Source organism: Streptomyces spectabilis (genome assembly GCF_008704795.1).
Taxonomy (GTDB): domain Bacteria; phylum Actinomycetota; class Actinomycetes; order Streptomycetales; family Streptomycetaceae; genus Streptomyces; species Streptomyces spectabilis.
Genome location: NZ_CP023690.1, coordinates 4,482,044 through 4,503,988, shown reverse-complemented (window position 1 = coordinate 4,503,988; position 21,945 = coordinate 4,482,044). Strand labels below are relative to the sequence as shown.

At 73.6% G+C, this 21,945-nt stretch carries 18 protein-coding genes and 1 pseudogene; 11 read left to right on the top strand and 8 right to left on the bottom strand.

Annotated features, from left to right (window positions below; translation table 11 throughout):
- Positions 1-169: 169 nt before the first annotated feature.
- From CP982_RS19470 to CP982_RS19460, 3 genes are all read right to left on the bottom strand, one after another.
- The gene (locus tag CP982_RS19470; protein ID WP_150511721.1) at positions 170-1,813 is read right to left on the bottom strand and encodes a transporter; all 1,644 of its coding nucleotides are present in this window, start codon (positions 1,811-1,813) and stop codon (positions 170-172) included.
- A complete protein-coding gene (locus tag CP982_RS19465) occupies positions 1,810-2,583 on the bottom strand; it encodes an ABC transporter ATP-binding protein (RefSeq protein ID WP_150511720.1) in 774 nt (257 codons plus the stop codon). Before CP982_RS19465 ends, CP982_RS19470 begins: the two co-directional genes overlap by 4 nt.
- A gap of 65 nt (positions 2,584-2,648) precedes the next feature.
- Positions 2,649-3,311: a bifunctional DNA primase/polymerase gene (locus tag CP982_RS19460; protein WP_150511719.1), complete on the bottom strand. Its 663-nt coding sequence runs from the start codon at positions 3,309-3,311 to the stop codon at positions 2,649-2,651.
- A 390-nt stretch (positions 3,312-3,701) separates the two neighbouring features.
- Here CP982_RS19460 and CP982_RS19455 point away from each other — a divergent pair, with 390 nt between their 5' ends.
- Both CP982_RS19455 and CP982_RS19450 read left to right on the top strand, forming a co-directional pair.
- Positions 3,702-5,090, top strand: a complete 1,389-nt coding sequence (locus CP982_RS19455) for an NsdA family TPR-like regulatory protein (RefSeq protein ID WP_150511718.1) — start codon at positions 3,702-3,704, stop codon at positions 5,088-5,090.
- 316 nt (positions 5,091-5,406) lie between these two features.
- Positions 5,407-6,981 carry a hypothetical protein gene (locus CP982_RS19450; protein WP_229879450.1) on the top strand — a complete coding sequence of 525 codons (1,575 nt, stop codon included), beginning with the start codon at positions 5,407-5,409 and terminating at the stop codon, positions 6,979-6,981.
- A gap of 185 nt (positions 6,982-7,166) precedes the next feature.
- Here CP982_RS19450 and CP982_RS19445 read toward each other — a convergent pair whose 3' ends face one another.
- A complete protein-coding gene (locus CP982_RS19445; RefSeq protein ID WP_150511716.1) occupies positions 7,167-8,465 on the bottom strand; it encodes an ABC transporter substrate-binding protein in 1,299 nt (432 codons plus the stop codon).
- Positions 8,466-8,583: 118 nt separating this feature from the next.
- On the opposite strand from CP982_RS19445, the gene CP982_RS19440 reads away from it, so the two are divergent.
- Entirely contained in the window at positions 8,584-9,084 is a 501-nt protein-coding gene (locus CP982_RS19440) for an SCO4402 family protein (RefSeq protein WP_144004034.1), read from the top strand.
- 52 nt (positions 9,085-9,136) lie between these two features.
- Positions 9,137-10,042 (top strand): formyltetrahydrofolate deformylase, encoded by a 906-nt coding sequence (gene purU / locus CP982_RS19435; RefSeq protein ID WP_150511715.1) that lies wholly within the window; start codon positions 9,137-9,139, stop codon positions 10,040-10,042.
- 45 nt (positions 10,043-10,087) lie between these two features.
- Here the strand turns inward: purU and CP982_RS19430 are convergent.
- Together CP982_RS19430 and CP982_RS19425 are read right to left on the bottom strand one after the other, a co-directional pair.
- Positions 10,088-11,396 (bottom strand): annotated as a pseudogene (locus tag CP982_RS19430) (MDMPI N domain containing protein).
- Positions 11,393-12,001 carry a sigma-70 family RNA polymerase sigma factor gene (locus CP982_RS19425; RefSeq protein ID WP_150511714.1) on the bottom strand — a complete coding sequence of 203 codons (609 nt, stop codon included), beginning with the start codon at positions 11,999-12,001 and terminating at the stop codon, positions 11,393-11,395. Before CP982_RS19425 ends, CP982_RS19430 begins: the two are co-directional and overlap by 4 nt.
- Before the next feature lie 272 nt (positions 12,002-12,273).
- Between CP982_RS19425 and CP982_RS19420 the strand changes: the two genes are divergently transcribed.
- Positions 12,274-12,648: an STAS domain-containing protein gene (locus CP982_RS19420; protein ID WP_150511713.1), complete on the top strand. Its 375-nt coding sequence runs from the start codon at positions 12,274-12,276 to the stop codon at positions 12,646-12,648.
- 304 nt (positions 12,649-12,952) lie between these two features.
- Positions 12,953-13,444 (top strand): EF-hand domain-containing protein, encoded by a 492-nt coding sequence (locus tag CP982_RS19415; RefSeq protein WP_150511712.1) that lies wholly within the window; start codon positions 12,953-12,955, stop codon positions 13,442-13,444.
- Positions 13,445-13,547: 103 nt separating this feature from the next.
- Here CP982_RS19415 and CP982_RS19410 read toward each other — a convergent pair whose 3' ends face one another.
- Positions 13,548-15,098, bottom strand: coding sequence for a class I adenylate-forming enzyme family protein (locus CP982_RS19410; protein WP_150511711.1), 1,551 nt, complete (start codon positions 15,096-15,098; stop codon positions 13,548-13,550).
- A 169-nt stretch (positions 15,099-15,267) separates the two neighbouring features.
- Here CP982_RS19410 and CP982_RS19405 point away from each other — a divergent pair, with 169 nt between their 5' ends.
- From CP982_RS19405 to CP982_RS19390, 3 genes are all read left to right on the top strand, one after another.
- Complete coding sequence (locus CP982_RS19405) at positions 15,268-16,401, top strand: acyl-CoA dehydrogenase family protein (protein WP_150511710.1); 1,134 nt, start codon at positions 15,268-15,270, stop codon at positions 16,399-16,401.
- A gap of 8 nt (positions 16,402-16,409) precedes the next feature.
- The gene (locus CP982_RS19400) at positions 16,410-17,267 is read left to right on the top strand and encodes an acyl-CoA dehydrogenase family protein (RefSeq protein WP_150511709.1); all 858 of its coding nucleotides are present in this window, start codon (positions 16,410-16,412) and stop codon (positions 17,265-17,267) included.
- A gap of 504 nt (positions 17,268-17,771) precedes the next feature.
- Positions 17,772-18,230 (top strand): ATP-binding protein, encoded by a 459-nt coding sequence (locus CP982_RS19390; RefSeq protein ID WP_150511707.1) that lies wholly within the window; start codon positions 17,772-17,774, stop codon positions 18,228-18,230.
- Between the two features lie 486 nt (positions 18,231-18,716).
- On the opposite strand, the gene CP982_RS19385 is transcribed toward CP982_RS19390, so the two are convergent.
- A complete protein-coding gene (locus CP982_RS19385; RefSeq protein WP_150511706.1) occupies positions 18,717-19,673 on the bottom strand; it encodes a cyclase family protein in 957 nt (318 codons plus the stop codon).
- Positions 19,674-19,756: 83 nt separating this feature from the next.
- Between CP982_RS19385 and CP982_RS19380 the strand changes: the two genes are divergently transcribed.
- Together CP982_RS19380 and CP982_RS19375 are read left to right on the top strand one after the other, a co-directional pair.
- Positions 19,757-20,725 (top strand): SDR family NAD(P)-dependent oxidoreductase, encoded by a 969-nt coding sequence (locus CP982_RS19380; protein WP_150511705.1) that lies wholly within the window; start codon positions 19,757-19,759, stop codon positions 20,723-20,725.
- Between the two features lie 8 nt (positions 20,726-20,733).
- Positions 20,734-21,939 (top strand): acyl-CoA dehydrogenase family protein, encoded by a 1,206-nt coding sequence (locus CP982_RS19375; RefSeq protein WP_150511704.1) that lies wholly within the window; start codon positions 20,734-20,736, stop codon positions 21,937-21,939.
- Positions 21,940-21,945 lie beyond the last annotated feature (6 nt).

Genomic DNA, 21,945 nt, shown 5'->3' with positions numbered 1-21,945 from the left:
ATTCAGTGCGGTGCCGGACCAGCGCGTGAGACAGGCGCGCAGCCGGCCGGAATTCACAGCAGTCACCCGACCCGCGAGCCGCCGGTGCGTCCGGCCGGCTCCTCCCGCCCCCAGGGGCCAGGAGGACCAGGCTCGCGGGTTGCTGCGTTCCCGGGCCCCGCCGTGCGGTTCAGCCCCTGCTGACCGCCGTGAGGATCTCCGGCAGCCGCGCGGCCACGCGGGGCGCCGCGAGCCGCAGTCCGAGGGCGGTGACGGCGGCCCCGTACCCCGTGCCGACGGGCAGCAGCAGCCAGGACCAGGACTCGTGGCCCGAGGCGTGCAGCCAGATGGCGAGGGCGATGAGGGGCGCGCACAGGGCGGCGGCGCAGAGCATCCCGCCGAGGAGGGAGATCCAGACGAGGCCCCCCTGGCCGGGCGCCGCGTTCTTGTAGCCCTCCTGCGGGATGGAGTACGGGAAGCGGGCCGAGGCCCAGGCGCCGGTGGCCAGCATGGCGCCGAGCAGCGCGAAGGTGAGCCCGAGGGCTTCGGGCAGGCTGCGCCAGGCGCCGAGCAGCGCCGCGGTCATGACGGTCACGAGGGCCGCGTAGGGGAGCGTGACCACGAGGAGCGCGTAGGCGCGGCCCCGCAGTTCGTCGTAGGCGTCGCGCGTCGAGGCGATGGTCATGGCCACCATCCAGAAGGCGGACGTGTCCTGGCCGAACTGGTTGTACATCTGGATGCCGAGCATGCCCGCCGCGAAGCAGGCGATGTAGACGGAGCCGGTGCCCTGGAGGGCGTTGAAGAGCGGCACGATCAGACCGATGGCGAGCAGGGTGACCCAGGCGGCCTTCGTCTTCGGGTCGCGCCACACGTAGCGCAGGGTGCGTTCCATGACGGTTCCGGTGCGGCCTGGCGGGAGCAGTCCCGCGAGGCTGCCGCCGCGACGGGTGCGGGACGGCTCGGCCGCGGCGAGCGTGGAGCCGTCGGGGGTGGTCATCAGGCGGGTCAGGCTGCGCTGCCACAGGCGCAGCAGGAGCACCAGGGCCACCACGGAGAGGGCGAGTTGGGCGGCGGCGATCCCGTAGCGGGCCTCGCCGGTCTCGTGCACGGCGGACAGGGCGGAGGCGGGCGGGATCCAGCCGACGACGTCCGCCGCGGGGTCCAGCTCGCCCAGGCCCGCGTCGGAGGAACCGATGCGCTGCGCGCCGAAGTTGACGAGCTGCGCCCCGACGGCGATGACGAGGCCGCTGAGGACGGCGAGGTCGCGGCCCTTGCGGCTGGTGAGGAGGCGGATGTTCGCGGCGGCGACGGCGCGGGCGAGCGCGACGCACAGCAGCAGGACGAGGGGGACGGCCACCGCGCCCACCGCGACGGCCGCACCGCCCCGTGCGACCGCGATCGCGGTGCCGAGCGCCAGGCAGAGCGTGAACAGCGGCCCGATGCCCACGAGGGAGGACACGAGCAGCGCCCGCACCAGTGGGCGCGGGCGCAGCGGCAGCATCACCAGGCGGGTGGGGTCCAGGGTCTCGTCGCCGCTGGGGAAGAACAGCGGGAGCACGGCCCAGCCGAGCGCGAGGACCGCGACGAGGAGCACGGAGACCGTGGCGGCGTGCTCCTCGCCGCGCAGCAGGACCAGACCGAGCAGCTGGAGCGCGGCGACGAGCAGGGCGAACGCCGCGGAGGCGACGTACGCGGCGCGGCGCCCGCCGGACTGGCGCAGGCCGTTGCGCAGGAGCGACAGCTTCAGGCGTACGAAGACGGGGACCAGGCCGGTCGCGACGGGGGCCAGGGGTGCGGCGCCGGGGCCGGGCGCGGTGGTGGGCGGGTGCGTCATCGGGTCCCGCCGCCGAGCCAGTCGAGGTCGGAGCCGGTGTCGCGGCCGTTCGCGCCGACGAGTTCGAGGAACGCCTGCTGGAGGGTGGGGGCCTCGCCCCGGACCTCGGCGAGCGGCCCCTGGGCGCGGATGCGGCCCGCCGCCATGACGGCGACCCAGTCGCACAGGGACTCCACCAGCTCCATGACGTGGCTGGAGAAGACGACGGTCGCGCCGGAGGCGGTGTACCGCTCCAGGACGCCGCGGATGATCTGCGCGGAGACGGGGTCGACGCCTTCGAACGGCTCGTCGAGGAAGAGCACTTCTGGGTTGTGCAGGAGCGCCGCGGCGAGGCCGATCTTCTTGCGCATGCCGGTGGAGTAGTCGACGACGAGCTTGTGCTGGGCGCCCGCGAGGTCGAGCACGTCCAGGAGCTGGGTCGCGCGCTTGTCGACCTCCGTGCCGGGCAGGCCGCGCAGCCGTCCGGTGTACGCGAGGAGTTCGCGTCCGGACAGCCGCTCGAACAGGCGCAGGCCCTCGGGCAGGACGCCGATGCGGGCCTTGACCTCGGCGGGGTCCCGCCACACGTCCTGGCCGACGACCTCGACCGTGCCCCGGTCGGGCCGGAGGAGGCCGGTGACCATGGAGAGGGTGGTGGTCTTGCCCGCGCCGTTCGGGCCGACGAGGCCGACGAACTTCCCCGCCGGCAGGGTGAGGTCGACGCCCGCCACGGCGACTTGCCGGCCGAAGGCCTTCCACAGGTTCTCTACGCGTACTGCCGCCTGGGTCACCGGGGCCCCTTCGCCGTCGCCGTCGTCCGTGTGCGCACGATACGTCGGCGGGAACGGCGGGTCCTTCAGCGGCGGCGGGCCTCCCTGCCGCAGGCGTAGGCCAGGGGGGAGATGATTTCCTCCGCGTCCGGGAGCCAGCGGTTGGCCGCGGTGGGGCGGCAGGCCCACTGGACGGCTCCGGAGGCGCCGAAACGCGTGGGCGGCGCGGCCACGTACGCGCCTTCACCGAGGGTGACGAGGTCGAGGGTCGCGGGCGGCCAGCCGAGCTTGCGGACGAGATCGGGAACCTTCGCGATGGCCCCGGGAAGGACGAAGAACTGCATGCGCCGGTCGGGCGTGCACGTGACCGGGCCGAGCGTCAGCTCCATGCGCTCCATGCGGGCGAGGGCGAGGAACCCGGCGGTCTCGGGGACGTCGATGGCGTCGAACGTACGGCCCGTCGGAAGGAGGATCGAGGCGTTCGGCTGCTTCGCCCAGAGGCGCCTGGCGACGGTCGCACTACCGGTGGCCTGCGTGGGCCAGTCGTCGCGCACGGCGTGCGCGCCGGGCGCGGGGCAGCCCGCGTCGCCGCACGAGCAGCGCCACGTGCCGTCGACGGACTCGAGCCAGGCGCCGGGGAAGACGTCCCAGTGCCGTTCCTCCGCGTACCGTACGGCCGAATCCTGCAGGGCCTCTCCGCGCTGCTTCGGGATCTGCGCGGCTGACGTGACTCCGATGGTCTCTTCCACGGAGTCCTCAACTTCCCCTCGTCAGCTCCGGTTACGGCCCGTCATGTGCGCGGGGGAGGAGCATCGTTCCCGCTACGGGGCGCATGGGTGCACGAATGGGGGCGCGCATGGGCAAGGGGGTCCGGGCGCGGGTAGCCACGTCCAGGGGCAGTCGGAGTTCACCCAAGTTCACCCGGCTCGCTGACGTGTGACGCGTTGTGCCATGTTGCGATGTATTGCGATGCGTTGTAGCAGGGTGTGGTGCGTTTGTGGGTGTTTGTGGTGCATCTTCCGGTTGTTTCCCGGGCATTGATCATCTGGGCGGCTCGGACGGACCAGTCCGGGACCGTTCCTCATTCGTCATCCGACCCGAAGTACCAGATGGTCCACGGTGCACACAGGGGGTACGCCATGGCCGCCAGGCCACTCGTCGCGCGGCAGCCCAATGAACGGCTGCAAGCACTCATTCAGGAAGCCGGCTGCTCGAACGCCGGTCTGGCCCGCCGCGTCAACATGTGCGGGGCGGAGCACGGTCTCGATCTTCGATACGACAAGACGTCGGTGGCGCGCTGGCTGCGCGGGCAGCAGCCGCGCGGTCGCGCCCCCGGCATCATCGCGGAGGCGCTCGGCCGCAAGCTGGGGCGCACGGTCACGATCGACGAGATCGGCATGGCGAACGGCAAGAACCTCGCCTCCGGCGTCGGCCTGCAGTTCTCGCCCACCGTCCTCGGCGCGATCGAGCAGGTCTGCGAGCTGTGGCGCAGCGACGTGGGGCGCAGGGACTTCCTGTCCGGCTCCTCCGTGGCCGCGTCGGCGCTCGTCGAGCCGAGCCGCGACTGGCTGATCTCGTCACCGGACCCGCAGGTGGGCCGGACGGCCGGGCCGCGCGTCGGCCTGTCGGACGTGGCGGCGGTCAAGGCGATGACGGAGGCACTGACGCAACTGGATCACCAGTACGGCAGTGGACACGTGCGACCGGTCGTCGTGCACTATCTGAACTCCGTCGTCTCCGGGCTGCTCGCGGGCTCCTACCGGGAAGCGGTGGGGCGCGAACTGTTCGCGGCCGTCGCACGGTTGACGGAGCTCGCCGGGTACATGGCGGTGGACACGGGCCAGCCGGGTCTCGCCCAGCGGTACTACATCCAGGCCCTGCGCCTGGCCCAGGCCGCGGGCGACCGCGGGTACGGCGGCTACGTCCTGGCCGCGTCGATGAGCCATCTCGCGGCCCAGCTCGGCAACCCCCGTGAGATCGCCCAGCTCGCGCGGGCGGCGCAGGAGGGGGCGCGCGGGCGCGTGACCCCGCGCGCGGAGTCGATGTTCTACGCCGCCGAGGCCCGTGGGCACGCGCTGCTCGGCGACGCCCGGTCGACCCAGGCCGTCGCGGGCCGCGCGGTCGAGGCGATGGAGCGGGCCGTCGGCGGGGAGCGGTCCGGGGACGACCCGGTCTGGATCCGCCACTTCGACCAGGCCTATCTGGCCGACGAACTGGCGCACTGCCACCGTGATTTGGGCCAGGCGGACGCCGCGGCCAGGCGCGCCGAGGAGGCCCTCGCCGGGCATCCGGAGACCCGGGCGCGGCGGCGCGCGATCGGCCTCGTGCTGCTGGCCACGGCCCAGGTGCAGCGGCGCGACGTGGAACAGGCCTGCCACACAGGCCTGAAGGCCGTGGAGCTCCTCGGCACGCTCCGGTCCAACCGCGGCGCGGAGTACCTGGACGACTTCCAGCAGCGCCTGGAGCCGTATCGGGAGGAGCCGGTGGTGAGGGAGTTCGGCGCGCGCGTCGAGTTGCAGGCCGCGTGACGTCGGCGGGAGGCGCGCGTGGGGCGCCCGGTCACACGTGGTGTGGCCGTCGCGCCCCTTGAACAGCGTCTCCCGCGCAACTTCCGTTACTTCCGCGGCGTCTGTGACAAGGGCGTCGTCGGAGTGCTCTGAGCTGCGTGGCAGACGGCCACGGGGACCCGGTAGCGTGAGCCGACGTTCCGAAGGTCCCCCATAAGTAGGAGTCCCGGTGACGCAGCAGAGCGGTCAGGGCGCCGCGTCCTCCGACCCGCGGCAGCCCGCGGAGCGGCACGCCCACGAGGGCATCGTGCTGCCCGCGGACGGTGGCGAGCCCCTGATGCCCGGCGGCCACCAGGCGGCCCCGCCGGTCGGCAGCCCCTGGGGCGAGCCGTGGGGCCCGGAACCCACCCAGCCGCCGGCGGGCCCGGGCCAGGCCTGGGGCGACGCGGGGGCCGAGCCCCGCCCGGCGGGCGGCATGCCGCTGCCCCCCGAGGGCACGCCCCTGCCGCCCAGCGCGCCGCCGCAGCAGTCGTACGGGGGCGGGACGGGCGCGCTGCCGCCGGAGCAGCACGGTTCCCCGGGGCAGGGGCAGCCGCCCCTCGGCCGCGGCCGGCAGACGTACGGTGAGACGTTTCCGCCCGCCGCACCGGGCCAGCACTACGCGATGCCGCCCGTGGGCTCTCCGCCCGCCGAGCACACCCAGGTGCTGCGCCCCACCGGCGCGGGGCAGCCGCTGCCGCCCGTCGGGCACGACGCGTACCTCCCGTCGCCGGGACAGCCGAGCGGCCCGCAGGGCGGGCCCGACGCGCAGGCGACGCAGTACATACCCCCGGTCGCCCCCGGCGCGCTGCCGCCCGAGATGCCCACGGGGAGCACGGGGCACATGGGGCACACAGGACAGATGGGGCACCCGGGGGTCACGGGGCACGCGGGGCACACCGGGCAGGCGGGGGACGCCACGCAGTTCCTCGGCCGCGCCGACTCCACGCAGTTCCTGGGCCAGGCCGCGGACGTCGTACCCGAAGAGCCCGCCTTCCACGGGGACAACGCGCCCACGCAGTTCATCGCCCCCGTCACCGACGACGGTCCGCCCGCCGCGGCCGCCGCCGGGGGGTACGGCGAGCGGCAGCCGCCCGCCGAGTTCGACAACCTCTTCCGCCGCGAGCCCGAGGGCGCCTCCGCCACCCAGCAGATGCCCCGCGTCCCGGCGGCGCCCGAGCCGGTCCCGGCGCCGGAGCCCGTGCCGCGCCGCAGGGGGCGTACGGGATCCAAGACGCCGCTGCTCGTGGCCGTCGGCGTGGCCATCGCCGTGGTCGGCGTCGGCGCGGGGGCGATGCTCGCCGGTGGCGGCGGGGACGCCAAGGCGGAGAACACCGACAAGAAGGAGCCGCTGGCCTCGACCTCGTCGGAGGCCCCGGACGACAAGGGCAGCGCGAAGCCGTCCCCGTCGGCGGACCCCGCCAAGCGGCAGGCCGTCGCCCTGGACAAGCTCCTCGCGGACAGCAACGACAGCCGCGAGTCGGTGATCAGCGCGGTGCGCAACGTGGGCACGTGCAAGAACCTGCGGCAGTCCGCGGCCGATCTGCGCGACGCGGCCAAGCAGCGCAACGGCCTCGTCGGCCGTCTGTCGGGCCTGACCGTTGACAAGCTGCCCGCGAACGGACGCCTCACCGCCGCGCTCAACCGTGCCTGGAAGGCCTCCGCGTCGGCCGACAACCACTACGCCGCCTGGGCCGACCAGGCCGGGGGCAAGAAGGGCTGCCACAAGGGACGCGCCCGCACCACCGCGCAGACGGCGGCGGGCAACCGCGCGAGCGGCGAGGCCACGAAGGCCAAGCGGCAGGCGGCCGCCCTGTGGAACGCGATCGCCGACAAGCACGGCCTGACCAAGCGGAACCCGACCCAGCTCTAGGGCGTGTCCGATGGGTCGGCGCGGCGTCGCGACGCCTGGCACGCACGCTCGCCGCGTTGCCGAAATGTCCTAGTAGCTCCGCTACGAGAACATCCCGGCGCCTTGCGATCGCACGCACCAGACGCCGCTCCTTGCTCCACGCCGACCCATCGGACACGCCCTCGGCGGCCCCGCCGCCGCCTGGCTCAGCGGACGGACTCCAGGGTCTTCCGTACGTTGACGAACGACCTGCGCGTCACCACCAGGCGGCCGTCGCGCACCACCTGGAAGGTCACGTCCGCGTTCACCAGGCGCGGGTACTCACCGGCCGCGAGCATGTCGCCGAAGCGCCAGCTCAGCATCGGTGTGAGCCCGCCGGTGTCCACGCGCAGACCGCGGTCGAGGGCCTTGCGCAGGGCGCGCGACGTCACCTCGGCGCCGTTGAGCGACTCGACGGCCTGCCGCAGCACGGTGAACGCGATCCAGGTGGTCTGCACGCCCGCGTCCGAGGGGTCCACGCGGGTGTCGTCGAAGGCGTGCTCGCGGATCACCTCCCGCATCGGCTCCCAGCGCCTGTCGCTCTCGGCCGGGTACCAGCCGGTGACGTACGCGCCCTCGTACGGGCCTTCCGCGCCGCCGGTACGGTCGACGAGGGACTGGTCGACGCTGCCGAGCACGGAGGCGGTGCGCACCGCCGGGTAGCCGTCCTCGACGCGCCGGAAGGAGTCGAAGAACGTGTCCGTGCGGGTGCCGAGCGCCGCCGCCACACAGCCCTTCTTGCCGCCACGCGCGGAGTGGTCGAGCGCCTGCTCGGCCTGTGCGGTGTAGTCCGTGCCGTCCTCGGGCGCCCGGATGTCGGCGGGGGCGGCGCGGTGGTCCTGGGCGATGCCGGAGCCGAGGAGCTTGGAGAGGTTGTCGCCCGTGGTGGTGTCGGGCCGGACCAGGGACACGCGGTCGCAGACCCCGGCGAGCTGGCGTCCGTTGCCCGCGAGCAGCGCGGGCTGGCCGCCGTTGACCGGGTAGGACAGCGGGCTGGAGAACTCCTCGTCGGTGAGGCCGTAGCCGCCGATGTACGGGATGCCCGCGACCTCCAGCGGGGACATGAAGGACCGGCCGTACTGGCTGTACGAGCCGACGACCGCGGCCACGTCCCGCTCGGCGGCCTGCCGGGCGCAGCCCGCGGCCTCCACCGGGTCGTTGTGGTCGTTGCAGGTGATGACCTCGAGCGGGTGGCCGTCGAGGCCGCCGTTCGCGTTGACCCAGCGGGCGAAGGCCTTGGCCATCGCGGGCATGCCGGGCTTGTTGGTGGCCTTGGTGCCGTCGGGCGCCCAGGTCATGACGGTGATGGGGTCGTCCCCGGATCCCCCCGTGGTACCGGGGATGACCCCACAACCGGCCGCCAGGGACGCACACGCCACCAGAGCCGCCGCGCTGAGCACGGCTTTTCGCGCTCGGTGCGCGGTCTCGGCGGGGCGGGGGAGGAAGACGCGTCGCAAGGCGGCCATGGACCCGCACGATGCCGCGAGGGGAACAACCGGGGAGTGACGCCCCTTCAACGGATGGTGACGAACGCGTGAACGGGTGGGGCCCGGGAGGAGGGGAGGATGTGGGAACGTACGATCGATGACCGTGCAAGGTTCGGAGAACTCTTCCCGTCGTGGCCGTCGGTCAAGGACCATAGGCGCCATGCCAACGAACGACATGCCGTGGTGGCGCTGGCGCAGCAATGTGCGCTCGGCGCTGCACATGCTCTCGGACCAGGAGTTCCAGCGGGAGTGCTGGCTCGCGGGTCGCGAGGAGTACGGGGACGTGACGGACGCCGTGTACCGCCTTGTCGAGGATACGTGGCTGGACAACTGGTCCGCGGAGAAATACGTCGGGACGATCTTCCGCGACTCCCAGGAGGCGGCCCTCGTCGACTCGGCCGTGCTGCGGGTCCTGCGGATCATGCACGAGGTGGGCCCGGACGCCGCGGTCGCCGCGTATCTGGACCACCCCGGGTGGCCGGAGGCGGTGCGGGCGGCGCGGGACGCGCACGTACGGCTCGCGACCGGTGACAACGACGACCCGGACAGCGCGCCGCGCACCCTGGAGGTGCTGCGCATCCTCACGCGGTCGGCCTGAGCGGGTCCGGTACGCGGCCGGGGGGCCTGCCCGGATATGGGACCCTGGGCGGATGAACGAGCAGCCCGCCGCCGCGAGCGAGAAGCGCACCGACCGCACGACCGACCGCGCCGAGCAGTACGTCCTCACCCTCTCCTGCCCGGACAAACAGGGCATCGTGCACGCCGTGTCGAGCTACCTCTTCATGACCGGCTGCAACATCGAGGACAGCCAGCAGTTCGGCGACCACGACACCGGTCTGTTCTTCATGCGGGTCCACTTCTCGGCGGAGTCGCCCGTCACCCTGGACAAGCTGCGCGCGAGCTTCGCCGCGATCGGCGACTCCTTCCACATGGACTGGCAGATCCACGCGGCGGACGAGCGGATGCGGATCGTCCTGATGGTGTCCAAGTTCGGCCACTGCCTGAACGACCTGCTCTTCCGCTCCCGCATCGGCGCGCTTCCGGTGGAGATCGCGGCCGTCGTCTCCAACCACACGGACTTCGCCGAGCTGTCCGCCTCGTACGGGATCCCGTTCCACCACATTCCGGTCACGAAGGACACCAAGGCCGACGCGGAGGCGCGCCTCCTCCAGCTCGTCCGTGACGAGAACGTCGACCTCGTCGTGCTCGCCCGCTATATGCAGGTGATCTCGGACGACCTCTGCAAGCAGCTCAGCGGGCGGATCATCAACATCCACCACTCGTTCCTGCCGAGCTTCAAGGGCGCGCGGCCGTACCACCAGGCGCACGCGCGCGGCGTGAAGCTGATCGGTGCCACCGCGCACTATGTGACCGCGGACCTCGACGAGGGGCCGATCATCGAGCAGGAGGTCGAGCGCGTGGGGCACGAGGTGACTCCCGCGCAGCTCGTGGCGATCGGCCGGGACGTCGAGTGCCAGGCCCTCGCCCGGGCCGTCAAGTGGCACGCGGAGCACCGCATCCTCCTGAACGGCCACCGCACGGTCGTCTTCGCCTGACCTTCCCGGCGGGAGCGGGAGCCGGGGGCCCGGCCGACGGCCGGGCTACATGCGGCTCAGGGACGCGGCGGCGAAGAGGACGTCACGGATGGCCTCGCGGTCGCCGACCTGGCCCGCTGCCGCCTCCTCGGGGGACACGTGGCCCGCGGCGAGGCGGCAGAACTCCACCCCGTCGAGCGCCACGTGCGCGACCTCCAGATCGGCGGAGCCGCTGGCCCCGGGGGAGTCGAGGGGGGATCAGCCACTCGCCGCCCCCGACGCCCTCGACCTCCAGACGCAGGCTGCGCCCCGGCGCGCCCGCGGCGACCAGCTCCCGCGGCGGCCCCGCCCGCCCGGACCGCCGCCGCTCGGCGAGCGTCGCGGGCAGCAGCCGCGCCGCCAGGTCGATCATGTGGTGCAGATGCCGGGGCGCGGGCGGCTCGTACGGGTAGTCGACGGCCTGGGCGATGTCCTCCGCGTGGATCCAGCACTCGAAGGCCCGCTCCAGCATGGAGTCGCGCAGCGGGAGTTCGAACCGCCCGGCCGGGCCGCCGGGCGCGTCCGGCACGACCCCGTACGTCACCGCGAGCCGCCCGGACCCGCCGCCCGCGAACGACACCGTCCGGATCAGCTCGTGCGTCTGGTCCCGCCAGGGCCCGCGCACCGCCCGCGTGGGCGGGAACTGCGACGCGCGCCAGTACGCCTCCGTGCGCTCGCCCGGGTCGAGGCTCGGCGGCGCGCCGCCGCCCAGCGGGTCGTCGAGCCCGAGCGCGGTGCCGACCAGGCCGTCGACGGCGAGGAGGTGGGCGATCACTCCCGCGACGGTCGTCTTGCGGGTCACGGGGTGGTCGTCGTCGAACCAGCGCAGCCGCACCGGCGCGTGCCACTCGGAGTCCCCGATGTCCTGGAGCAGCGCGTCGAGCCGGGCGGTCTCCGCGTCGTACGGAGTGGCCCACTCCGGGAGCGGGATGCGGGGCGGGCGCCGTCCCAGGCAGCTCGCCAGGACGCGGGTGCGCAGACCGGGGTCGAGGTCGAGGCTCTCCTCGGGGTGGAGGAGCCCGACGGCGTCCCGCAGCCGCAGGGCCTCCTCCGCGCACGGCCCGCAGTCGCCGAGGTGCTCCTCGACGGCCCTCGACTCCGCGGCGGAGCAGGCGGCGAGCGCCCACGCGCCGAGGAGGGACTTGAGGACGTGGTGGTCGAGCACCAGCGGCTCGGGCGGCACGCCGGCGGGCTCCGCGTCGGGCAGGGGCGCGCCGGTGTCCTCCACGGACGCGCGCGGTGCCGGTATGCGCGGCTTGCCGACGCCGTCGCCCTGCCCGCGGCCCACGCCCTCGTCCCCGCCGTCGTACGGACCGGGGCGGCCCGGCCAGTTCACAGTGCTCTCCCGTACCCGTGCGCGCCGTGGTCCTGATCGGACGGGCCGTCGCCGGAGCCGGCGGCGGTGGCGTCGTGGGCGGTGGACAGGAGCTGCAGGCCGAGCCGGAGCCTGCGGCGGGCCTCGTCCTCGGTGACGCCGAGGTCGGCGGCGGTCTGGCGGTAGTCGCGCCGCTGGAAGTAGGCCAGTTCGAGCGCGGCGCGCAGCGGGGCGGGCATGGCCGTGACGATGTAGTCCGCGCGGGCGGCGGCGGAGGCGCGGCGCACCTTGCGCTCCAGGTCCTCCGTGGTGCCCGCGCCGCCGCGGGCCAGCGCGGCGGACTCGGTCTGGCGCAGGCGGCGCACGGCCTGCTGGTGGGCGAGCGTGGCGATCCAGGAGCGCAGCGGGCCCTGCTTGGGGTCGTACGCCTCGGGGTTCTCCCACACGTGCGTGAACACGTCGCGCGTGATGCGGTCGGCCGCCGCGACGTCGCCGAGCACCCGGTGCGCGAGGCCGTGCACGAGCGAGGCGAAGCGGTCGTACAGCTCTCCAAGGGCCGCCGCCTCCCCGTGCGCGAGCCGCTGTTGCATGCGGCGGTCCCAGCGACGCGGCGCGTCCTTCGGCATGCGGCCCCCTCGTGCGCTCGCCGTGCTCACCTTCACCGTTGAATCGAATGTAGTCGGCGACCCTGACGGCGCACCTCTCTTTCCCCGTGCTTTCCCGCTCTTTGCGGCAACGCGGGGCTTCGGGGCGCCGCGGATGATATTGACCGGCTCGTCCGCGATGCCCCCTTCACGTGCCGGGAAGGGCCTGGTGTTTCATGGAACGACGGTGGGGCAGCCGCGACGAAGAGGGACGGAAGGGTTCCGGTGGGTTCGGTGGACGAGAGGCGTGGCGCGTGACGCTGAAGGTTGCCGTCGGCGAGCAGCAGGGCTGGGCCGTGCTGCGGGTCTCGGGAGAGCTGGACCTGCTGACGTCGCCCGTGCTGCGCCAGCGGGTGCACGAAGCGGTGGCGGAGGGCCGCCGCAGCGTGGTCCTCGACCTGTCCGACGTGCTGTTCTGCGATTCCAGCGGCGTGGGCGTGCTGATCGCCACGCGCCGTCTGATGCGCTCGTGCCGGGGGCGCCTGCGGCTGATCCTGCCCGCTCAGGGCGCGGTCGACGGCTCGCACGTCAACCGGGTCCTGGCGGCCCTCGGCGTCCGGCGTCTGTTCGAGGTGTACGCGGACGCGGACCGGGCCGTCGACGACACCGCGGAGCCGCTGTCGGCCTAGGGCGTGTCCGACGCGCGGAAGGCAGCGTGAAGACAAGCGGAACCCCGTCTACCCGTCAAGATCGGCTTGCTGATACAACCGTTCCGAGCGGATGCCACCGTCGGCGCCACCGCCGGGCCCGGAGCGCGTCCGCGACACGCCCTTGTCGCAGAATTCCCTCGGTCTTGGCACAAGCGTCGCTTTTCTGCCTCCCGGCGGCCGACGGCGTCGTACGCTCGCTGAACAGATACCTGAAGGATGTCCGGCTCGGCCCCCGGCCGCGTCGGAAGACTCCACCGCATGAGAGTGAGGCGGCCCGACCACCATGGACAGTGCCGAGTACGAGCGTAAGATCGCGGCCCGTTTCGCCACCTTCGACCAGGACGGCAACGGCTACATCTCCCGTGAGGACTTCAGCACGGCGGCCGCGGCGCTGCTCGCCGAGTTCGGGGTGACCGCGCGGTCCGAGAGGGGCCAGGCCCTGTACATCGGGGCCGAGGCGTTCTGGCAGGGCATGGCCGGGATCGCCGACCGCGACGGGGACCAGCGGATCACCCGGGACGAGTTCGTGGGCGGGGCCGTGAAGCGGCTGCGGGACAACCCGGCGCGGTTCGCGGAGATCGCGCGGCCGTTCCTGCACGCGGCCCTCGCCCTGGCGGACGGCGACGGGACCGTGCGGGGGGCGGACGTGGAGCGGGCCCTGCGGGCCCTGGGGGTGCAGCGGGAGATCGCGTCCCTGGCCGCGCAGTCTCTCGGTCCGGTGACCGAGGATCAGGTGCTGGCTGCCTTCGCCGCGTACTTCACTGTTCCTGAGTAGGGGGCCCTGTGCCGCCGCTTCGCGGCGGATTTCTCCCACCCGCCCACCCGTGGCTCCTGGCTTCGTCGGCCGGGCCCCGGCGCGTAGCGCTTTCCCGCCGTTGTCAGGTGGCGTAGCGCTGGCGGAGTTTGTACTTGAGGATCTTGCGCAGCGCGTCGTTGCGCGGGAGTTCGTCCACCAGCTCCAGTTGTTCCGGGAGCTTGTGGGCGGACAGGCCCGCGGCGCGCAGGTGTGCCGTCGCCCCGGCGAGGGTGAGGTCGGGGGTGTGGGGGGCGCGTTCCACGACGGCGCAGACGCGTTCGCCGCGGGTGGGGTCGGGCAGGCCGATCACCGCCACGTCGGCCACGGCGGGGTGACCGTGCAGCAGGTCCTCGACCTCCTTGGCGGAGATGTTCTCGCCCTTGCGGATGATGACGTCCTTGGCCCGGCCGGTGAGCACCAGGTGCCCGGAGGCCAGGACGTGGCCGAGGTCGCCGGTGCGCAGGAAGCCGTCGGCGTCGAAGGCCTCGCGGGTCGCCGCCGCGTCGAGGTAGCCCTGGCAGACGGCCTCGCCGCGCAGCCGCACCTCGCCGTCCTCGCCGGTGGGCAGCTCCCGGCCCGCGGCGTCGGTGACGCGGATCTCCATGCCCGCGGGCGGGCGCCCCTCGGTGGTGGCGAGGTGCTCGGCGGTGTCGTCGGGGGAACCCATGGTGATCATGGGTACTTCGGTCATGCCGTAGCCGTGGGTGAGCGCGCAGCCCAGCTCGCGGACCACGGCGTGGTACAGCTCGGGCGGCTTGGGGGCGCCGCCGCCCGCGAGCAGCCGGAGGGTGGGGACGAGGGGCCGCGCGGGGTCCTTGCGCTGTTCGGCGAGAAACATCGAGTAGAAGGCCGTGGAGCCGCCCGCGACGGTCACGCCGTGCCGCCGGTAGCCGTCGAGGGCGTCCGGCAGGGCGAACCGCTCGAACATCACGGCCGGGAAGCCGTACAGGAGCAGCATCACCGTGTAGTCGGGCCCCGCGATGTGCGCGAACGGGAAGGCCATGGAGCCGACGTCCTTCGGTGAGGGCTTCAGGGCGTGGGCGAGGCACGCGCCGCCCGCGAGCAGCGAACGGTCCGTGTGCAGTACGCCCTTGGGGTCGGACGTCGTGCCGGAGGTCCAGTAGATCCAGCGCACCGCCGTGCCGTCGCGCGGCGGCTCGGGCAGCACGCCCGGGTCGCCGTCGGGCAGCTCGTCGTACGCGGTGAAGACGGACCGCGCGCCGAGGCGGCGGGCCATCTCCGTGTGGTCGTGGCCCCGCCACACCCCGGGCACCGCGAAGAACTCCGCCTTCGACTCGCGCAGCGCGAAGCCGACTTCGCGGTCGCGGTAGAACGGGATGACGGGGGACTGGACGGCCCCGAGCCGGGCCAGGGCGAAGGAGAGCACCGCGGTCTCGATGCGCGTGGGCAGCTGCCAGGCGACGACGGTGCCGGGCCGTACGCCGCGCTCGTACAGGCCCGCCGCGACCCGCTCGCAGCGCTCCCGCAGGCCGCCGAAGGTGAGCGTCCGGTCGTCGCCGGGGTCGTCGGCCGCCTGGATCAGGGCCGGGGCGCGGGGGGTGAGGGCGGCGCGCCGCTCGATCAGTTCCCACAGGGTGCGGCAGGCGGCGAGCGCGTGGGCGGTGTCGGTCACGGGGTGCCCCCTTAGGCGGCCGGACGACGGAACGGCCCGACGCCGTCCATTGCTGACGGCTCGTCAGATCGTGCGCAGAGCGTAGGGCGCCACGCCTTGTCGGTCCAGGGGTGCGGGGCTAGCCTGCCATCTGACAGGCCATCAGAAACGGTTGAGGCGGGTGCTCCCGATGGACCTCTCGTACACCGATGAGGAAGAGGACTTCCGCGCCCGCCTGCGCGACTGGCTCGCGGAGGTGCTGCCCAAGCTGCCGGAGCGCCCCGACCCGCTCGACTGGCCGGGCCGGCGCGCGTACGACTCCGGCTGGCAGCGCGCGCTGTACGACGCCGGGTACGCGCACGTCCACTGGGAGGCCTCGCCCACGCTGCGGATGATCTTCCTGGAGGAGAGCGAACGCGCCGGGGCGCCGTACGTGGGCGCGAACTTCGTCGGGCTGCTGCACGCCGGACCGACCATCGCCGCCGAGGGCACCCCCGAGCAGCGGGCGCGCTGGCTCCAGCCGATCCTGCGCGGCGACGAGATCTGGTGCCAGGGCTTCAGCGAGCCGGACGCGGGCTCCGACCTGGCGTCGCTGCGCACGCGCGCGCGGCGCGAGGGCGACCACTACGTGGTGACCGGGTCCAAGGTCTGGACCTCGCACGCCGAGGTCGCCGACTGGTGCGAACTCCTCGTGCGGACCGACCCGGAGGCGCCCAGGCACCGGGGCCTCAGCTGGCTCGCCCTTCCGATGGACGCGCCGGGGATCACGGTGCGGCCGCTGCGGACGCTCGCCGGGTCCGCGGAGTTCGCGGAGGTCTTCCTCGACGAGGTGCCGGTGCCCGTCGCCAACAGGGTGGGCGCCGAGAACGACGGCTGGCGCGTGACCACGGTGACGCTGTCCTTCGAACGCGGCACCGCCTTCGTCGGCGAGGTGGTCGGCTGCCGCCGCGTGCTCGGCGAACTCGCCCGCGAGGCCCGCGCGAACGGCCGCTGGGACGACGCGGTGCTGCGGCGCAGACTCGGGCGCCTGAGCGCCGAGTTCCAGGCCCTGTGGCGCCTCACGCAGCGGAACGTGAGCGAGGCCCAGCGCACCGGCGGCGTGCCCGGGGCGGGCGGTTCGGTGTTCAAGCTGCGCTACTCGCACGCGCGTCAGGAGCTGTACGACGCCGCCGCCGACGTGCTCGGGGACGGCGGCCTCGACCTGGGCAACGCCTGGGCGCGGGAGCGGCTCTCCTCGCTGTCGTACACCATCGCCGCGGGCACCTCGCAGATCCAGCGGAACATCGTGGCCGAGCGGATCCTCGGACTGCCGAAGGGGCGGTGACGGCCGGCGTGGACCTCCAACCGGACGACGACCAGCGGGCGTTGCGCGACGGCTTCAGGGCGCTGCTAGCCCGCCGCTTCGGGCGCGACGCCCTGCGAGCCGCCGTGTCCGCGCCCGGCCTCGACCGGACGCTGTGGCGGGCCGTCGGTGACGCCGGGTTCTTCGCCCTGCGTGTTCCGGAGGCGCGCGGCGGCCTCGGCCTCGGCGCGGTGGAGGCGGTGCTCGTGTTCGAGGAGGCCGGGCGGGCGCTGCTGCCCGGGCCGCTGGTCGCCACGTTCCTCGCGGCGGGCGAGGTCGAGGGGGCGGCGACCGGCGAGACGGTCGTGACCGCCGTGGACGGCACGCTCGTGCCCTGGCTCGACGAGGCCGACGTCGTCGTGGGGGACGCCGCGGGGGCGACGCCCCTGCGGTCCGTGGACCCGCTGACGCCGCTGCACCGCGTTCCCGGCGCGTGCGCGAGGGAGCCCCTGGCTTCGCTGCTGCTGGCCGCCGAACAGCTCGGGTCCGCCTGCGGCACCCGCGACATGGCCGTCCAATACGCCCGCGAGCGCGAGCAGTTCGGGCAGCCGATCGGCGCCTTCCAGGCCGTCAAGCACCTCTGCGCCGAGCTGCTCGTGCGCACCGAGGTCGCCCGTGCCGCCGTGTACGCGGCCGCCGTCACGGGCGATCCGGGCGAGGTGGCCGGGGCCAAACTCCTCGCCGACGAAGCCGCCGTGCGCAACGCCCGCGACTGCCTGCAGGTGCACGGCGGCATGGGGTTCACCTGGGAGGCGGACGTGCATCTGCACCTCAAGCGGGCCTGGGTGCGGGCCGGACTCGGCACGACGGCGGCCCGCGCCGAGGAGGAACTGGCCGCCGCGCTGTGACGGCACGGACGCCCGTGGCGTCCCGGGGCGCGGGCCACGCCGTGGGGCCGCTTTCGCTCGTTGGGGTCGCTTCGTCACGCAGCGCTGGCGGACGGCTTGATCGGCTTGAGAAACTCGGAACGGCGCGAAGGCTACTGAGCGTCGATATCGGGTTGTGTCCTACGCGTGACTCGTCGCGACGCGGAGTCGGCGTCCGGCTCCGGTACCTTGTGTGAGATGCGAGTGGTCCTGATGCCGAGCCGCGCCGGTGTTGCCCCCGAGGCAGCTCCGTGCCTGGTAGCGCGCTCCGCTCGCCGCACAGGACGCGGCCGAGCGCCCGCCTGTTCGACCCCCTGCGGCGCGCGTCGCACAGTATGCCGCACGCGTACTCCTTCGCGCTGGAATATGCCCGAAGCGCTTGTTGGGGTGACTGTACGTCAACCATGCTGTCTCCTCAGGGGCTCACGTTCCGTGACCCTGGGGCGTCACGAGGCGTTGTGTCCGCCGGTTCGGATGGTGTGAGCGGTGCAGGTGCTTCAAGTTCAGCTGGAAGTCGAGCCGGACCCCGCGGAAGTGGGCCGGGCCCGCAGATGGGCGCGGTCACGGCTCGCCGGGTCCGGCATAGCGGCGGACGAGCCGCTGGCCGAGACGCTCATCCTGCTGATCTCGGAGCTCGTCACCAACGCCGTTGTGCACACGGGCTGTCCGGCCGTCCTGCACATGCTGCTCCCCGGTGTGCCGACCGGTGAGCCGGGCACGGTGCGCGTCGAGGTCGCGGACCGCTGCGCGCGGCCGCCGCGGCCCCGGCACGCCGAGGGCGACGAGACCAACGGGCGCGGGCTCGAACTCGTGGACGGGCTCGCGGATCGGTGGGGGTGGCAGCCGGAGGGGGGCGGCAAGCGGATCTGGTGCGAGGTGGACCGGTGCGTGGGCGCTGCCGCTTCGGCTTCGCGGTATTCAGAGGTTGCTCTCGGGGTGCGCTGAGGGTTTTGTCGGCCTTCGGCCTTGTCCTCAAACGCCGGACGGGCTTGATGGGGCCGTCGTGGCTTGTCGCAGAAATGCTTGATGGTGCCCGTCGTGGCTTGTCGTCGAATGCTTGGTGGTGCCCGTCGCCGCTTGTCGTCGAATGCCTGGTGTGCCCCTGGCGTGCTGGCGCGTGCGCCGTCGCGTGCCACGGTGCGCGGCCGTGCGCGTGCGGTGCAAAACCGGCATAGTTCATAAATCCCCGGACGGGTGTTGACGTACCGTACTCGGCTGATCACGCTGGTGTGCAGCGATTCGCCGCGAGGGGACGTCGAGGGACGGTGGCGCCTGTGGCCCGGTCCTCGGCGAGGTGCGGTTCGCGATTCGGCGTCGCGCTCCTTCAGGGCAGAAGGGGGGCGGGGCTCGTACGCCGGAGCCGGATGGCGGCGCGCGGTCACGCGCTCGGGGCGGGGCGCCGACGCGCCGCCACCCGAACTCCGTACGGGGTCAGAAGACGGCGACCGGTGCCACCGGGGTGCCCGTCGCGCCCGTGAACGGCTCGGGCATCGCCACGAGCAGGAAGCTGTGGCGCCGCTCCTCTCCACAGGCTGTGGACAACTCTTCGAGATTCCAGTTCTGGCCCTGGAGCATGCCCATCTCCACCAAGTGGAGGGCGTGCACCGGCAGCCAGAGGTTCTCGATCTCCGGCGGGAAGATCTCGAAGGTGAGCGTGTCGTTGGCGACGGCTGCCACGTCCCGCGCGTGGAACCACTCCGGGGTGCGGCAGGAGAGCCCGGGGGACGGCATCGCGTACGCGTTCTTGTCGCCCGCCAGATAGAGCCGGACCTGGCCCGTGCGGATCAGTACGACGTCCCCGGCGCGCACCGTGACGCCGCCGAACTCCGCGGCGAGGGCCAGGTCTTCGGGGGTGACGGCGTGATCGCCGGGCAGCCGGTCGAGCCCGTGGGCGCGCGCCACGTCGAGCAGGACGCCGCGCGAGACGACGTGCGGGATCTTCTCGATGCCGCTGAAGCGGGCGCCCTCGTGGGCCGTGACGCTGTCGGCGGGGCGGCCGTTGTAGAGCAGGCCCGAGTGCGAGACGTGCGGGAGCGCGTCCCAGTGGGTGGCGGCCTGTAGGCCCATGGTGACCGCGTCGTCGCTGGTCGCGACCGTGCCGGGGCCGAAGAGGCGCTGGTTGATCTGGACCATCGTGTGCAGCGGGTTGACCCGGCCCGGGATCAGGCCCGCCTGGACGCCGTCGTGGCGCAGCGGCAGCGCGAGCGGGACGCGGCGGCCCGTGCGCACGGTGGCCGCGGCCGCGCGCACCACCTCGTCGGTGATCAGGTTCAGGGTGCCCAGTTCGTCGTCGGCGCCCCAGCGGCCCCAGTTGTTGACGCGCTCGGCGAGCTCGTGGAACGCGGGCGGCATGGCCGGCAGGTCCGGTCCGCGCAGCGGAGCCGACATGGGTCCTCCCCGGGGCTTGTCTCACCGTGTCTGACGGGTCATAGAATCTAACGGTCCGTCAGAAACCGCGGGAAGGGGCCGGTGTGGGGAACTTCTTGGCAGGCAAGGTGGTCGCCGTGACGGGCGCCGGGCGCGGCATCGGCAGGGCGGTCGCCTTCGCCGCGGCGGCCGAGGGCGCCAAGGTCGTCGTCAATGACTACGGGGTGTCGGTCGAGGGCGGTGAGCCCGCGAGCGAGATAGCCGACGCCGTGGTCAAGGAGATCGAGGCGGCCGGGGGCGAGGCGGTCGCCGTCGCCGACGACATCTCCACCATGGCGGGCGGGCAGCGCGTCGTCGACGCGGCCAGGGAGGCGTACGGGCGGCTCGACGGGGCCGTGTGCGTCGCCGGGATCCTGCGCGAGCGAATGCTGTTCAACATGACCGAGCGGGAGTGGGACCCGGTCATCGCCACTCATCTGAAGGGCACCTTCACCGTCTTCCGGGCCGCGTCCGCCGTGATGCGCGCACAGCGCTCCGGCACCCTGATCGGCTTCACCAGCGGCAACCACCAGGGCTCCGTGTCGCAGGCCAACTACAGCGCGGCCAAGGGCGGCATCATCTCCCTGGTGCGCAGCGCCGCGCTCGGTCTGCACAAGTACGGCGTGACCGCCAACGCGGTGGCGCCCGTGGCGCGCACCCGGATGTCCGCGAACGTCCCCATGGAGCTGACGGAGATCGGCGAGCCGGAGGACGTCGCGGCGCTCGTGGTGTACCTGCTCAGCGACCGGGCCCGGGACGAGCGGATCACCGGGCAGGTGTACACCGTCGCCGGACCCAAGATCGCGGTGTGGGCGCAGCCGCGCGAGCTGCGGGCCGCGTACGTCGACGGCGGCTTGACGCCGGAGCGGATCGCGGACCAGCTGCCCACCGCGGTGGGCACCGACCCGATGCCGCTCCTGGAGCGGGTGGAGGCGATGGCGCGGGCGGCGGCGCGGGGGGCCAGGCCCAACGCGGCGCCGACCGCCCCGCCCGACGCCCCGCCCGGCCGGTCCCCGTCGGGCCCCACCGCCTAGGCCCGGCCGTGGACTTCGCATTCGGGCCCGCGGACGAGGCCTTCCGCACCGAGGCGCGGGAGTGGCTCGACCGCCATCTGACCGGCGGCTTCGCGGCGGCCGCGGGGCACGGCGGGCCCGGGGCCGAGCACCAGGACCCGGCCCTGCGCAGGGACTGGGAAAGGGAGTTGGGGCGCGGCGGCTGGATCGGCATCGGCTGGGACACGGCGCCGGGCGCGTACGGCAACCGTACGGCCTCGCTCACGCAGCAGGTCGTGTGGGCCGAGGAGTACGCGCGCGTGCGGGCGCCGGGACGCTGTGGCCACATCGGCGAGAAGCTGCTCGCGCCGACCCTCCTCGCGTACGGGAACCAGGAGCAGCGCGACGAGTTCCTGCCGTCCATCGCGCGCGGGGAGACCCTGTGGTGCCAGGGGTACAGCGAGCCGGGCGCGGGCTCCGACCTCGCGGGCGTCCGCACGGTCGCCGAGCGCGACGGGGACGCGTACCGGATCAGCGGTCAGAAGATCTGGACCTCGCTCGCGCACGAGGCCGACTGGTGCTTCGTGCTCGCGCGCACCGGGGGCGCGGGGGCGCGGCGGCACGAGGGTCTCTCGTTCCTGCTCGTGCCGATGGACCAGCCGGGGCGGATCGAGGTGCGGCCGATCCGGCAGCTGACCGGGACGGCCGAGTTCAACGAGGTCTTCTTCGACGGGGCACGCGCGCGCGTGGGGCACGTCGTCGGCGGCGAGGGCGCGGGGTGGCGCGTCGCGATGGGGCTGCTCGGCTTCGAGCGCGGGGTGTCCACGCTCGCCCAGCAGATCGGCTTCGCGGCGGAACTGGCGGCTGTCGTACGCGACGCCGTGCGCGGCGGGGCCACGGGCGACCCGGTCGTGCGGGACCAACTCATCGCTCTGTGGGGTGAGTTGCGGGTCATGCGGTGGAACGCCCTGCGGACCCTGGGCGGCGGGGACCCGGGCGCGCCCAGCGTCGCGAAGCTCCTGTGGGGCGGCTGGCACCAGCGGCTCGGGGAGCTGGCGGTGCGGGTGCGCGGGGCGCTCGCCGCGGCGGGCCCCGGCGACTGGTCCGCGGACGCTCCCTACGAACTCGACGCGGCCCAGCGGCTCTTCCTCTTCTCGCGCGCCGACACGATCTACGGCGGCTCCGACGAGATCCAGCGGAACATCATCGCCGAGCGGGTGCTCGGCCTGCCGAGAGAGGCCGAGGGGCCTCGGTGAGGGGTG